The 13,772-nt window shown below is 36.2% G+C and carries 15 protein-coding genes and 1 pseudogene; 15 read left to right on the top strand and 1 reads right to left on the bottom strand.

Features of this window, described 5'->3' with window-relative positions:
• Nucleotides 1–215: 215 nt before the first annotated feature.
• The 7 genes and pseudogenes from BFJ97_RS11570 to BFJ97_RS11540 all read left to right on the top strand — a co-directional run.
• Nucleotides 216–1,343, top strand: a pseudogene (locus BFJ97_RS11570) (hypothetical protein); the annotation flags it as partial.
• A gap of 254 nt (nt 1,344–1,597) precedes the next feature.
• Nucleotides 1,598–2,386, top strand: coding sequence for a DUF4085 family protein (locus BFJ97_RS11565; RefSeq protein WP_068984788.1), 789 nt, complete (start codon nt 1,598–1,600; stop codon nt 2,384–2,386).
• Between the two features lie 811 nt (nt 2,387–3,197).
• Entirely contained in the window at nt 3,198–4,133 is a 936-nt protein-coding gene (locus BFJ97_RS11560) for an alpha/beta hydrolase fold domain-containing protein (RefSeq protein WP_068984787.1), read from the top strand.
• 421 nt (nt 4,134–4,554) lie between these two features.
• On the top strand, nt 4,555–4,995 hold the full coding sequence (locus BFJ97_RS11555) for a LytTR family DNA-binding domain-containing protein (RefSeq protein WP_068984786.1): 441 nt from the start codon (nt 4,555–4,557) through the stop codon (nt 4,993–4,995).
• A gap of 10 nt (nt 4,996–5,005) precedes the next feature.
• The gene (locus BFJ97_RS11550) at nt 5,006–5,473 is read left to right on the top strand and encodes a DUF3021 domain-containing protein (protein ID WP_068984878.1); all 468 of its coding nucleotides are present in this window, start codon (nt 5,006–5,008) and stop codon (nt 5,471–5,473) included.
• The gene (locus BFJ97_RS11545; protein ID WP_068984785.1) at nt 5,463–6,188 is read left to right on the top strand and encodes an ABC transporter ATP-binding protein; all 726 of its coding nucleotides are present in this window, start codon (nt 5,463–5,465) and stop codon (nt 6,186–6,188) included. The genes BFJ97_RS11550 and BFJ97_RS11545 overlap by 11 nt, the downstream gene beginning before the upstream one ends.
• The gene (locus BFJ97_RS11540; protein WP_068984784.1) at nt 6,185–6,916 is read left to right on the top strand and encodes an ABC transporter permease; all 732 of its coding nucleotides are present in this window, start codon (nt 6,185–6,187) and stop codon (nt 6,914–6,916) included. The genes BFJ97_RS11545 and BFJ97_RS11540 overlap by 4 nt, the downstream gene beginning before the upstream one ends.
• Nucleotides 6,917–7,036: 120 nt before the next feature.
• Here the strand turns inward: BFJ97_RS11540 and BFJ97_RS11535 are convergent, their stop codons facing one another.
• Nucleotides 7,037–7,969 carry a DUF1385 domain-containing protein gene (locus BFJ97_RS11535; RefSeq protein WP_083227002.1) on the bottom strand — a complete coding sequence of 311 codons (933 nt, stop codon included), beginning with the start codon at nt 7,967–7,969 and terminating at the stop codon, nt 7,037–7,039.
• A gap of 169 nt (nt 7,970–8,138) precedes the next feature.
• Between BFJ97_RS11535 and BFJ97_RS11530 the strand changes: the two genes are divergently transcribed.
• From BFJ97_RS11530 to BFJ97_RS11495, 8 genes are all read left to right on the top strand, one after another.
• Nucleotides 8,139–8,558, top strand: a complete 420-nt coding sequence (locus BFJ97_RS11530; RefSeq protein ID WP_223553531.1) for a hypothetical protein — start codon at nt 8,139–8,141, stop codon at nt 8,556–8,558.
• Between the two features lie 66 nt (nt 8,559–8,624).
• Nucleotides 8,625–9,059, top strand: coding sequence for a type II 3-dehydroquinate dehydratase (aroQ, locus tag BFJ97_RS11525; protein WP_068984782.1), 435 nt, complete (start codon nt 8,625–8,627; stop codon nt 9,057–9,059).
• 2 nt (nt 9,060–9,061) lie between these two features.
• Nucleotides 9,062–10,123 carry a M24 family metallopeptidase gene (locus tag BFJ97_RS11520; RefSeq protein WP_068984781.1) on the top strand — a complete coding sequence of 354 codons (1,062 nt, stop codon included), beginning with the start codon at nt 9,062–9,064 and terminating at the stop codon, nt 10,121–10,123.
• Between the two features lie 17 nt (nt 10,124–10,140).
• Nucleotides 10,141–10,698 carry an elongation factor P gene (efp, locus tag BFJ97_RS11515; RefSeq protein WP_068984780.1) on the top strand — a complete coding sequence of 186 codons (558 nt, stop codon included), beginning with the start codon at nt 10,141–10,143 and terminating at the stop codon, nt 10,696–10,698.
• 299 nt (nt 10,699–10,997) lie between these two features.
• Nucleotides 10,998–12,005, top strand: coding sequence for an NAD(P)H-dependent flavin oxidoreductase (locus BFJ97_RS11510; protein WP_068984779.1), 1,008 nt, complete (start codon nt 10,998–11,000; stop codon nt 12,003–12,005).
• Nucleotides 12,006–12,095: 90 nt separating this feature from the next.
• A complete protein-coding gene (locus BFJ97_RS11505) occupies nt 12,096–12,305 on the top strand; it encodes a hypothetical protein (protein ID WP_008179863.1) in 210 nt (69 codons plus the stop codon).
• A gap of 5 nt (nt 12,306–12,310) precedes the next feature.
• Nucleotides 12,311–12,688, top strand: coding sequence for a hypothetical protein (locus BFJ97_RS11500; RefSeq protein WP_068984778.1), 378 nt, complete (start codon nt 12,311–12,313; stop codon nt 12,686–12,688).
• A 12-nt stretch (nt 12,689–12,700) separates the two neighbouring features.
• Complete coding sequence (locus BFJ97_RS11495) at nt 12,701–13,612, top strand: stage III sporulation protein AE (RefSeq protein ID WP_068984777.1); 912 nt, start codon at nt 12,701–12,703, stop codon at nt 13,610–13,612.
• Nucleotides 13,613–13,772 lie beyond the last annotated feature (160 nt).

Raw genomic sequence — 13,772 nt, 5'->3', positions numbered from 1 at the left:
TAAAGCGGGAAGGCTGAGATGCTAATCCGAACCGAAGGCTAAAGGTAAAACTTCAGTCAGGGGCAACGCATACCCGGTGATCCTACTTAGTAGACTATAACCCGGGCACGAGACCGCAACATTACAGAAGTTTTGTAATGAAAATGTATGCTGAACTTACAGGAATTGAACTGTAAGAACTAGAGGATAAAAAGCCTTTAGGATAACAATAATTGGAACAACCACTTGCACCATATTCTGTGTGTAACTTAGCAGCTGTGAATTTAGCGCAGTTTGCAAATAAAGAAGATCAAACAATTGATTTCGAAGCACTACGTGAAACAGTTCGTGTTGGTGTTCGTATGCAGGATAATGTAATTGATGCAACACCATACTTCTTAGAAGAAAACCGTGTACAAGCTCTTGGAGAGCGTCGTGTTGGCTTAGGCGTAATGGGCTTAGCGGACTTACTAATTTATTGTGAGAAAGAATATGGCTCAGAAGCTGGTAATGAGCTAGTTGATGAAATCTTTAAGACGATTGCTGAAACTGCGTATGAGACGTCAACAGAACTTGCGAAAGAACGCGGTAGCTTCCCATTCCTTGTAGGAGCAACTGAGGAAGAGACATCACGTTTACGTAAAGCATTTACTGAAACAGGCTTTATGCAAAAAATGCCTGCACACATTAAAGAGCAAATTTTAGCAACAGGTATTCGCAACTCGCATTTACTAACAGTAGCTCCAACTGGTTCTACTGGTACGATGGTAGGTGTAGCAACGGGTCTTGAGCCATACTTCTCGTTCACATATTACCGCTCAGGTCGTCTAGGTAAGTTCATCGAAGTAAAAGCGGAGATCGTCCAAGAATATTTAGAACGTCATCCTGAAGTAAATGAAAATAACCTTCCTGAATGGTTTGTTACAGCGATGGAGTTAAAACCAGAGGCTCACGCGGATGTACAATGTATCATCCAAAAATGGATCGATTCATCGATTTCAAAAACTGTAAATGCACCAAAAGGTTATACAGTACAACAAGTTGAAAAAGTGTACGAGCGTTTATATAAAGGTGGCGCTAAAGGTGGTACGGTCTATGTAGATGGTAGCCGTGATTCACAAGTACTTACATTGAAAGCAGAAGAAAATGATATGGATCAATTATCATTTGAAGAAGAATTTGTAGAAGAGCCAACAAAACGTCCTGTTGTGTTAGTAGATACGATTCAAGCTTTAGAATCGACAACAGTAATTGGTTCAGATGTAGGGAATACTTGCCCAGTATGCCGTAAAGGAACTGTTGAAGAAATCGGCGGCTGTAATACATGTACAAACTGTGCTGCACAGTTAAAATGTGGCCTATAAAATAATGAAAAAGTGTCTATCTCGGATAGGCACTTTTTTTATTGTATGCTTTGTAAAAAAAGATTAATCGTTTATAATATAGATTGGTAATTTGTAATAAAGATTAATAAAAATCACCTCTTTTGTTATTCTTTGAGATGGTTTTTTATTGGGCATGAATGTTAAAAACGATGTTTATCTTGTGAAGAATTGTACTTAAACTAACTGTGCAGGTTAATTAAAAATTATCTACATAGAGAGACGAGGGTAATAAAATGAAATATTTTACTAAAGAATGGTATGAACTGTGTCAAAAAAATAATATCCATCTGCATTTAGAGGAAGAAAAGCAAGCTGAAACATTCTCAGAAGAATATTTTCAACAGCTTTACCACATTGAATTAAATAGAAAATTGAATAGTTGGCGTACTGTACAAGAAGAAGCTAATTTAATATTAAAATCTAACGAAACAGCAAACAGAGATGATGATAATAACTATGAACCTTTTAATAAAGAAAAGGGAATAGAACAATTTCATGATATTTTCATACATAATCTTATGTATTTAAAAAAGCAATTACCAGAAACAATATTAAAACAGATTGCAGATATAAGGGTGTTTACTTTAGATAAGGCAACTCGTAAGGTAATAAATGCTGTAACTCAATTTTGCGAGGAAAATGACAGAATTGTAACCACAGTAATTGAAGATTACGAAAGATATATAAAAGAAAACTCAACATTACTGGATATAGAAATTGATGGGGGTTGTAGCTTCCGTGATTGCAAAATTATAAAATCAATTAAGAATGATAAATCCTTAAAATTACTCCTTGATAATAAAGGGAGTTATACAAATATAGATGAAGTCATATTTGAAAATTTTAATATTATCAAACAGGATGATTTGTTAGAAGATTCATGGTGGATGTATGAGGAAATATATAAAGTAAATGGCAATTATGAATTTCACGTCTTGCTACACAATGAAACGATGGAATTAATTGATTTTATTATATCAGCTGAACAAATTTCCTTTATAAGTAATAAAAATAATCTTTGATAGTAAACTCCCATGAAAGAACTTAATCATCTTTCATTTTTTGTGGTGAAGAGCTGTTTATTGCGCTTCATGGATGGCTAACGGGAGCTTGGGAGTGAGGGGATTTAAAATGATCAATCTTTATTCAAAACGACAACTTTTTATATACAATTAAATCAAGGATTTATAATCAAATTTTATTCTAAACCAACACCAAAGCTTTTAGCTATGGCCAATCGTACATTCAAGTCAGTTCTGGCCAACCAACTTCGTACGAAATGATCCTCCAAAATAGATAATAAAAGTTTTGCATATACAACATGGAATTTTAAGTATCACAGCCTAACTCACCAACAGGGGGGATAGGCATTTTTTATTTCACTCGGTAAATGTCATGGATTTTGAAGGGGTATACTTCAAAATATGGAATTAAAATGAAATTAGATCATTTATAAAAAAGTCTGATAAAAAGATCTATTTAGTAGAATCTTTCTTTGTTCAACCATCGGGCAATATTGTTGAACGACACCGTGACATCAAGGGTTAAAATAAGAGATTGTGAAGGTTTACACTTAAAGTAACGGGGCAGTTTCGTTTCTAAGTAGAAAATAACATTTTAGCTCTTCTAAAACGAAGTTCTAACGGTATAGTTAATATATAGAAGATTGCCTGGTGAAATTTAGTATTATACTAGAATTGAAAGAAAACGAAAGTCTCCGTTCAATTCAAGATCTTCTATCGAGTTTGTTAAGACTTCTAATACATGGCTATTATAAATCATTTCGTGTTATGAAAAGGATGAACAATAAAAATGTTTAAAGGAGAGAATAAAATGAGTGTAGAAATTTTTAACGGAGAACGTTCTGAAGAAAGTGTTCAATTTGAAAAATGGTTAATTTTCCAAAGCAATAAAAAGAGTTTTTCTAGTATTGAAAATACAAAACAGTTCATTAAGCAGAGGGGAACAGAAAATATTCAGCCCTATGTTATTGGGGATGATGTTAATTTTTTAAGTGATATGAAGGAGCAGGCATTCGAGGGTATGCAGGTTATCACTTTAAATGACCAAAAGTCTTTGAAACAAAAAGTTATTCTCTATTTACATGGTGGTGCTTGGACAAATCAACCTTTAAATTTACACTGGTTGTTCATGGATAAAATGGCACAATCTTTAAATGTGAAAATTATTGCGCCCATTTATCCTAAAGTACCTCATTTTAACTATCAAGATACCTATCCAAAACTCCTTAACTTATATAAAGAAATTCTTGGAAGTGTTGACAGTTCCAATCAATTAACGATCATGGGAGATTCTGCAGGCGGTAATATAACACTTGGTCTGGCCCTTCTTTTGAAGATGAACCATTTGCCTCAACCGAAAGATATTATTTTATTATCTGCATGTGTTGATATGGGTTTTGAAAACCCTCTTATAGCTGAATATGAGGAAAAGGACCCGATGTTAGCTAGTGAGGGAATGGAAGTCATTACAAAGATATGGGCAGCTGATAAACATTTAAATGACCCATTGATTAGTCCTATTTACGGTGACTTCAGAGCACTTGGTAAAATTACTCATTTTATTGGAACACACGAATGTTTATATCCAGATGCAATCAAATTTGATGAAAAACTAACGGAACAAGGGATTGAAATCAATACCTTAGTTTATCCTAAAATGAATCATGTGTTTGTTGTGATGCCCATCCCTGAAGCCATAGATGCTCAACATAAAATTATTAATATAATTAGTAACCAGATAGATTAGCTAAACGAAAGTGTGCGTTACTTTAAGAAGCATGAGCTGATCAAAGGATTATTGCAATATGTTTGTCCAATAAAAAGGCGATTTAAATAAGCAAGGTTCACAAAAAACATCAAATTTTTTATAACAATTGAGAATAGAAAAAGCGTGTTTGAATCAATCTTTTTTTCAAAACATGCTTTTTCTTTTTGTTCATTTATCAATATTATAAGTAGCTATTTGATCAAACTTTATTTCTGATTAATCATTTTTATCCATCTTGATTAATTTGAAGGCTCTGATTTCCGCTACGGGCTACTCGCAATTATGCAAGGAGAAATTGATTTTTAAACCACTTATCCCATGTAAACGACCAGTCGTCCAAAATCCATTTACATAATTAGTAAAAAAAATTATAGTGAAAACGAATGAAAGGACTGATGAAATGAAGGTAGAAGTGTCGATTGATCCGACATGCAAAGAGCCAAAAGTTATTATTCACACTGATAAGATGACCGATGAAATAGAGCATCTCATGCAGAGTATCGCTTCCGCTGAAGTCAATACATTATTGGTCTTCTCAGATAGAGGTGTCGAGTTTATTAGCTGTGGGGACATTGTGCGCATTTATACGGAGCAAAAGAAGGTTTTCGTGCAAACAATGGTTGGTATTTACATTGCGCGCCTTCGCTTGTATGAGCTTGAAGAAAAGCTGGATACACAGCTGTTTGTACGTATTTCAAATGCTGAAATTGTTAATCGTAACATGATTAAACATATGGATATTAGCAGAACAGGAACGATCGGTGTTGAGCTAACAGGTGGGATTAAAACATACGCGTCAAGGCGTTATGTAACAAAAATTAAGAAGCAATTGGGGATATGAGGTGAAAGATGTGCGAAAAGACATACTAATTCGGATTTTAGGTGGGTTTATTATAGGTGCGGTATTTGGACAAATCGTACAATTTTTTGTATCGCTTGGGATATCACAAGAAAGCTACGTTTGGGTAGTTCCTGAATTTCAAGCTTTATTTGAAAGTGAAACAATGGCAATTATGACTCAAGTTGTGTTGACGGGTTTGATTGGGGTCACATTTGCTCTAGCTGCACTATTCTTTGAAATTGCGAGATGGGGTATGTTGAAGCAATATATTGTGCACTTTTTTGTAACGGCCATAATTTGGATACCAATTGTCATGGTTTTATGGATGCCGAAAACGATGGCCAATATTTTCTCCTTATTTGCAAGTTTCTTAGGAACTTATGTTGTGACATGGCTATTGCAATATAAGCTTTCGAAGCGCGAAATTGAAAAGATTAATGCCATGCTAATTGAGAGAGGTGACTATCATGACAATTGAAATAAAGGGCTTAACGAAGCATTATAAGGAAATTGTGGTAGTGGATCAGTTATCTTTATGTATAGAAAAGGGAGAATTTTTTGCACTTCTTGGTCAAAATGCAGCTGGCAAGACGACAACGATTAAAATGCTTTGCGGACTATTACCACCAACAGATGGAGATGCCATTTTGGATGGGGAAAGTATAGTTTACCATCAGGTCGCTGCTAAAAAGAAAATAAATATTTCTCCACAGGAAACGGCTGTTGCACCTAATTTAACTGTATTAGAAAATTTGCTATTTATGGGCCAGATTTATGGTTGCTCAAAAATAGAGGCAAAAAAACGAGCAAATGCACAGATGAATTTGTTTGGTTTAACTCCTCGCCAGTCTAGTAAAGCTAAAACGTTATCGGGTGGGTATATGCGTCGATTAAGTGTTGCAATGGCTATGATGTCTAATCCGAAAATACTCTTTCTAGATGAACCGACATTAGGGATGGATGTACGTGCACGTCGTGATCTATGGAAAATACTGAGCCAATTAAAAGGTGAGGTAACGATTGTTTTAACAACTCACTATTTAGAAGAGGTAGAGATGCTGGCAGATCGTGTAGGGATTATGCATCGTGGGAAAATGCGTGCTCTTGGTACAATTCAGCAATTAATGCATGAAACAAAAAAACATTCTTTAGAAGAAGTATTTTTAGAGCTTACAGAGGAGGATTCACTTTGAAGGCAAGTGTATTTGCGATAAGAAATCATAAGGAAATAGTACGGGATCCAGTAACTCTAATTTTTGGGATGGGCTTACCGGTTCTAATTATGGCTCTATTTTCAGTCATGCAAAAAAATATGCAGTTTGGATTATTTGAAATTAGTAATCTAGCACCCGGCGTGATTGTTTTTAGTTTTTCGTTTCTTACTCTTTTTTCTGGCATGTTACTAGGTAAGGATAAAAGCTCATCCTTTTTAATGCGGATTTTTGCCTCTCCTATGTCAGCAGGTGATTATATTTTAGGCTATGTATTGCCTTTGCTGCCAATTGCATTATTACAAATTATTTTCTGTTTGCTCACCGCTCTATTTTTAGGTTTGTCATTCAATATATCTGTCCTTTTAATGGTAGGCGTACTTATTGTCATTTCTTTGCTGTATATTGGATTCGGTTTATTATTTGGAACAATTTTTACGGATAAGCAGGTAGGAGGCATCTTTGCGATATTTGTCAATTTATCAACATGGTTAAGCGGTACGTGGTTTGAGCCTGAGATGATCGGTGGTACATTTCAATCTATTGCACAATTATTGCCGTTTGTTCATGCTGTTAATGCAGCACGTGCAGCACTAAGTGGAGCTTATTTAGATGTTTGCCTACCACTCTCTATCGTTATAGGTTATACGGTCTTTATTTTTATTATTGCGACTCTCTTATTTAAACGAAAGATGCGAGGCCTGTACTAAAAACTTTAAATAGTTTAATAATGAGGGCAGGTCCAAACAGATATTCATCAGTTGGACCTGCACCTTTAATTTCTTTCAGCCGATTCCGGACGCAATTATGCCGAAGCCTAGCTGATTTTTTTAGTCATGATTCAAAGTAGCTGCGATCTCTGGTTGTTGCTCAACTTGAAGTAACATATTGAAAGATGCGATGGCTACTTCCACTTGGTCATCTTTCGGTTCACGTGTTGTCAGTAATTGTAGCCATAAACCTGGATAGCCAAGGAATCGTAACACAGGAATATTACGACACGCATTTGTCGCTTGAAGTACTTCAAAAGATAGACCAAGAACAACTGGGATTAATAAAATACGGTCCAAAAGACGTAACCATAGTGGATCAGTTGGCACAAAGAAATATAAAAACATGCCGACAAAGACAGTGAATAGCATAAAACTACTACCGCATCGATAGTGTAAGCGTGATTGTGCTTGTACATTTTTCACTGTTATTTCCATTCCTGCCTCATAGCAATTTATAACTTTATGTTCTGCACCATGATATTGGAAGACTCGTTTAATAATAGGTGTTAAAGATATAAAATATAAATAGGTTAGTAATAAAAGTAGCTTAATACCACTCTCAAGTAAAATTTGACCGGTCTTACTCTCTATCCAACTAGAGAAAAAATCCGCAATAAATACTGGAATTAATGTAAAGGCAAATTTACCAAATAAAAAGGAAAGAATACCTACAACTGCAACTCCTAACATCATTTGAAGTTTCGAACCTTCTTCTTTATGTTCCTCTTCTTCGCCAGGTGTAATGTCGTAACGATCCCCTGAAAATTGCATATGGCGTGAGCCTAAACCAGCAGATTCAATTAGTGCGACAACGCCTCGAATCAATGGAATTTTTTTTAGCTTTTGTAAGATAGGATTTTGAACCTTTTTATAATGATAATAATCAATGGAATCATCGTTACGGCGAATGGCAGTAATCGTATGTTCCTTTCCTCCGAACATTACACCCTCTAATTGTGCTTGTCCCCCGTAAACAGGTGAATTGCTCAAGGCTAACACCACTCTCTTTATTTATTTCAACTGTACCATTGTACTAAATTTAGTGAAAAACCTCTAGAGTTACGCATAGTAAAATTTCTATATGGCTACACTAATCGTACAAGTTAGGAAATGATTAACGGTAGAAAATTAACTAAGGGTAGGAGGGGTTTGCTTGAAAGTGGCTAGTATAACATCGCTCGTCAGTGCACTTTTTTTAGCATTGTGTTTAAAGGGTCTTCAATATTTGCATCTTATTAAATGGAATCCAATAGGTTTTTATAAAAAGTGGGAGCTGTTTGAAGGTAGCTCAAAACTTTTTCAATGGAGTTTTTTAATTCTAGTTTTATTTATCATAGGATTTTTATTATTTATTACATTGAGATATGTTTATATTATTCCAGCTATTTTATCTTCTTTTTTACTCGGACTTTTTTTGACCATCACATTAGAATGGATTGCTCTTGATTTGCCTTTACAACTTTCATCCTTTAAAAAATTATCGATTCCTTTCATGGTCGTTGTTATTTGTCTTTTACGGTTCTTGCTTGAAACAGCGAATTTCCATCAGAGAGAGCATACAGCACAAAAAGGAAATTAGTTGCTGTATGCGCCTTGCCCTGTATGATAAAATAAATGGCAAGTACATAGAAAGAGGAGAATATGCGTGAAGTTATTATGTTTGAATGGACCTAATTTAAATCGACTAGGTAAACGAGAGCCACATATTTATGGTTATGAAACATTAGAAGATGTGAAAAAAAATGTTCAGAATCTTGCGGCGTCTTTAGGTGCCACTGTCGAGTTTCGTCAATCTAATCATGAGGGAGTACTTGTTGATTGGATACATGAAGCAGAAGACGAAAAATATGATGGTATTATCTTTAATCCCGGTGCATATACCCATACAAGTATAGCGTTACATGACGCGATTGCAGGGATTTCTGTGCCGGTTATAGAAGTACATATTTCAAATATCCATAAACGTGAGGCTTTTCGTCATCATTCCTATCTTGCTCCGGCATGCCTTGGTCAAATCTGTGGACTAGGTACGAAAGGCTATGAACTGGCACTACGCACATTTATCGAGAGGGAGAATTGATTATGTTGAAATTGCAAAAGCTACGTAAGGCACTTCAAGAACAAAATATCGATGGCATTTTAATTACGAACGGGTATAATCGTCGTTATATGACTGGTTTTACAGGAACAGCGGGCGTAGCGATTGTGTCTCAAAATGATGCTGTGTTTATCACGGATTTTCGTTATACAGAGCAAGCTGCTGCACAAGTACAGGACTTCCGAATTGTACAGCATGAGGCAACAATCCTTGAGGAAATTGGAACGCAAGTAAATAACATGGGTATCAAATTATTGGGCTTTGAGAAAGATACTGTTAGCTATGGCACATATGAGCTATATAAAAATATAATTCAAGCAGATTTAGTACCGATTTCTGGGCTAATTGAAAAAATTCGCTTGATTAAGACGCAACAAGAGATTAATATTATTAAGGTTGCGTGTGAAATTGCTGATCACGCATTTACACATATTTTAGACTTCATCAAGCCAGGTAAAACAGAGCTTGAAGTTTCGAATGAATTAGAATTCTTCATGCGTAAACAAGGAGCAACCCAGTCCTCATTCGATACAATTGTTGCGTCTGGTCTTCGCTCAGCGCTACCACATGGCGTTGCAACGAATAAAGTGATTGAAAAAGGCGACTTTGTCACATTAGACTTTGGAGCGCTGTACAATGGCTATATCTCGGATATTACACGTACTGTGGCAGTTGGCGAACCATCTGAAAAATTAGTGGATATGTACAACGCAGTACTTGCTTCCCAGCTTCTAGCACTTGAAAAAGTAGGTCCTGGATTAACAGGGGTTCAAGCAGATGCGATTGCACGTGACTACTTAAAAGAAAAAGGCTATGGCGAGGCATTTGGTCATTCGTTAGGACACGGTATTGGTCTTGAAGTACATGAAGGCCCTGGCTTATCGATGCGTTCAAATACGGTGCTAGAGCCAGGTATGGCCGTAACGATTGAACCAGGAGTTTATTTACCAGGAATCGGTGGTGTACGTATCGAGGACGATATTTTAATCACAGAGACAGGTAATGAACTACTAACGCATTCGTCAAAAGAACTCATTATTTTATAATCTATGGAGGAACACAAATGATTTCAGTAAACGATTTCCGTACAGGTCTAACAATTATTGTTGATGGCCAATTATACCGCGTGTTAGATTTCCAACACGTTAAACCAGGTAAAGGTGCAGCGTTCGTACGTTCTAAATTACGTAACCTACGTAACGGTTCAGTAAATGAAAAAACTTTCCGTGCAGGTGAGAAAGTTGAAAAAGCACAAATTGATAACCGTAAAATGCAATACCTTTATGCACAAGGTGACGAGCATGTTTTCATGGATCTAGAATCATATGAGCAAACTGAACTTGCTTCAGCTGCAATTGAATATGAATTAAAATTCTTAAAAGAAAACATGGAAGTTCATATTCAATCATACCAAAGTGAAATGCTAGGTATTGAATTACCAAACACTGTTGAGCTAGAAGTAGCAGAAACTGAGCCTGGTATTAAAGGTGATACAGCTTCTGGTGGTACAAAACCTGCAACTCTTGAAACAGGTCTTATTGTACAAGTGCCATTCTTCGTTAACCAAGGTGACAAATTAATCATCAATACAGAAGAAGCTTCTTACGTTTCTCGTGCGTAATGAATAACAACATGCAGCCTACTCTTTTCTAACAAAAGAGTAGGTTTTTTTATACATATCACGATTGAAAAGGCTCTCCACCAAAAGTTGTGGATGACATTTGTTAAGGTGAATGCCTTGTATATAAGTCGGAACGGAAATCAACCACACGTTATGCTGATGAGCCATAGAAGAGCCAAAGTGAAGGTAGAGTTACCGAAGCAATGCATAGATAGAAAGTTATGAAGAGAAGATTTTTATAATTATCTGATGGTCATATATGGAAGAAACGTTTACAATAAAAGTAAGGAGTGAATGCTATGCTACAAACAATTTTTGAAATACCAACCCCGATGATTCAAGCACCAATGGCTGGTGTAACATCGCCAAAATTTGTTGCTGCCTGCGCAGAGGCAGGTATTTTAGGTTCGATTGGAGCGGGTTATTTAGATGGAGAACAAACGAAAAGCTTTATTCAGGAAGTTAAACAGCTAACGAAAAAACCGTTTGCAGTAAACTTATTTGTACAGGAAGAGCCACGTATTGATATTGATGTTCTTCAGAAGGCTCGAATGGCTTTACAACCGTTTTACGACGAACTTGGCCTTTCGCCTGTGCAAAGTGTTATGTCCAAGGAAGTATTTGAAGGACAAGTACAAGCCGTTCTTGATGAAAATGTAGCTATATGTTCCTTTACATTTGGCATTCCTTCAGCAGATGTCATTCAGCGCTTAAAGGACAATGACGTTTATGTTATTGGTACAGCTACTACATTAGAGGAAGCGAAGCATGTAGAACAAGCGGGAATGCATGCTGTTGTCCTTCAGGGTGGTGAGGCTGGTGGTCATCGTGGTTCCTTCACTGAGCCGATGCAGTTCATCCATTTGCACGATTTACTGCAGCAGGTAATAGGACAAATTTCCATTCCGATTATCGCAGCAGGAGGTATTGTCACAAAAGAAGCTGTCGAACAAGCATTAGCAATAGGTGCACAGGCAGTTCAAATTGGTACAGCTTTATTAGTGGCAGATGAGTGTGAAATTTCCTCGCTTTATAAAAATGCTGTGCTTCAATCACAAGCACAGCAGACGACCGTTACTCGTGCTTTTTCGGGTAAACCAGCAAGAGGCTTAGCGAATGCTTTTACGGAACGTATGAAGGATGCTGTTGTGGCACCATATCCATTGCAAAATGATTTAACTACAGCTATTCGTAAAGAAAGTGCGAAACAAGGAAATGCTGAATATTTATCAATGTGGATGGGTGAAAATAGTTATTTAGTGAAACAAACTGGATCCGTGAAAAGCATTGTTGAAAAATTACTTTAAATCATAAATATCTTAGATCTCTATACGTATGTATGGAGGTCTTTTTTTTTTGCTTGCAACATATATTGCTGTACACGAGGGGGCGTATGAATGGAATTACAAGACGTATTAAGGGTCGCTGGAGTGGGACTAGTAGTTGCGCTTCTTCATGTTTTCTTTGATCAAACAGGAAAAAAAGAATTTTCATTTTTCCTTTTTTTCATTGCCTACTTATATATGACAGCGGAATTACTGCGATTTTTGCGTCTATTTTTCACTGAAATCCTTACATTCTTCCAATGGCTGACCTCTTCCGGGTAGTGTAAATGGAAATTGTCATCGTAGCTGTTGTCATGCTGCTTTTATTAATGCTTATAAAAGAAGTCATACAGCCACTCCATGCGCTAATTAGTGTGATGTTTTCGTTTTTGCTGTTCGGTATGTTGTTCTCGGCACTCCTCTTGCCATTCATCAAGCAATTACTTGAGACGTTAGCTTTCTTGCCTTATGCAAAAGCCGTTGTGGTGAGTGCCAGTCTTTTTTATATTGGGCAGTGGGTGTCTATGTTACTTATAGAACAAAACTATAAAGTACTCGGGAACATTGTCAATGATGGGGTCAAGATTGTCATTTTGGGGTATTGGTTTAAGGAATTTTTGGCAGTCTTACAGGAGGTGTCGGCCATTTTACAACGGCTAAACTAAGGGGCGAAGACATTGCAAGAGCAAATATTTTCGTTTTTAATTGATCCATTTTTTCTATTGCTAAAGATGACACTTATTTTATGTGGCTACGTCATCATTATTTTGATTGTCAATATGATATTACCAGAATTCGAAAAAGGGACAAGATTACTTTTTTTTCTTATTGTACTTGCAACAATAGGACCTGTCGTTGTGGATTCATTTAATTTGATTGACAAAATAGCACAGGGACTGGCCCATATATTCACTGCATTTTACCCCATTCTTACTTCAAGCTTTCTTTTATCAAGCAGTATTACAGCCATTGCTTCATGGCAGCCTTTTTTACTATTCTTCGTACAAGTCTTAACGATTATTAGTAGTAAGTGGCTTATTCCAGGAGTGCTTTTTGCCATTGTTTTTGATGTTTGCAGTGTTATTGTCAAAGAAATTTCGTTTACGAGAATTGCCGAATTGATTCGTTTTACGATTATGAGTGTCGTCTCTGCATCTGTTATTTGTTACATCATCTTAATGTCAGCAAGTGGTGTTGTGGCCTTTAGTGTCAACGCAGCTGTTGCAGAGCCTGTGAAGAAATTAATAGAGGAAAATATCCCTGTTGTTGGTTCCTTTATAGTGGATAGTTTTTCGATGTTTCAGCATATGACGCAATTTACTTCTTCTGTTAGTAGTATTACTGCGTTTATAGCGGTAATTACAGTAGCGTTCATTCCAACAGTTCAGCTTGTTGTCAGTGCGTATTCATTGAAACTGTTAGCCGCCATTTTAGAACCAGTTGCCTTCGATGATATTTGTAAACTACTAGATCATGTTAGTAAATCTCTATTTACATTATGTGCTGTATCATTTCTAATTGCTTTTTCATTTATGTTTACTTGTTTTTTCCTCATCGTTTTTGTACAAGTTATGGCCGGGGGGAGATAAATTGATTCTTTTATTGGCAATGCTCTTTATCTGTCAGATATTTGTGTTTCTAACAGATGATAAAGAAATAATTTCACTCACAAAGCTTGTCATTACGTTGCTATTTTTGCAATTGTTATTAAAGATTCCATTTATCAATTCATAGGAGGAAACAAGCGTA

Source organism: Lysinibacillus xylanilyticus (assembly GCF_001708185.1).
Lineage (GTDB): Bacteria > Bacillota > Bacilli > Bacillales_A > Planococcaceae > Lysinibacillus > Lysinibacillus xylanilyticus_A.
This window is presented reverse-complemented; position numbering and strand designations above follow the sequence as displayed.

Excerpts from the sequence above, each read along its gene's own strand:
- BFJ97_RS11565 (WP_068984788.1), top strand. The coding sequence starts at position 1,598 with ATGAAATATTTTACTAAAGAATGGTATGAACTGTGTCAAAAAAATAAT.
- BFJ97_RS11560 (WP_068984787.1), top strand. The coding sequence starts at position 3,198 with ATGAGTGTAGAAATTTTTAACGGAGAACGTTCTGAAGAAAGTGTTCAA.
- BFJ97_RS11555 (WP_068984786.1), top strand. The coding sequence starts at position 4,555 with ATGAAGGTAGAAGTGTCGATTGATCCGACATGCAAAGAGCCAAAAGTT.
- BFJ97_RS11545 (WP_068984785.1), top strand. The coding sequence starts at position 5,463 with ATGACAATTGAAATAAAGGGCTTAACGAAGCATTATAAGGAAATTGTG.
- BFJ97_RS11520 (WP_068984781.1), top strand. The coding sequence starts at position 9,062 with ATGTTGAAATTGCAAAAGCTACGTAAGGCACTTCAAGAACAAAATATC.
- efp (WP_068984780.1), top strand. The coding sequence starts at position 10,141 with ATGATTTCAGTAAACGATTTCCGTACAGGTCTAACAATTATTGTTGAT.
- BFJ97_RS11510 (WP_068984779.1), top strand. The coding sequence starts at position 10,998 with ATGCTACAAACAATTTTTGAAATACCAACCCCGATGATTCAAGCACCA.
- BFJ97_RS11505 (WP_008179863.1), top strand. The coding sequence starts at position 12,096 with ATGGAATTACAAGACGTATTAAGGGTCGCTGGAGTGGGACTAGTAGTT.
- BFJ97_RS11500 (WP_068984778.1), top strand. The coding sequence starts at position 12,311 with ATGGAAATTGTCATCGTAGCTGTTGTCATGCTGCTTTTATTAATGCTT.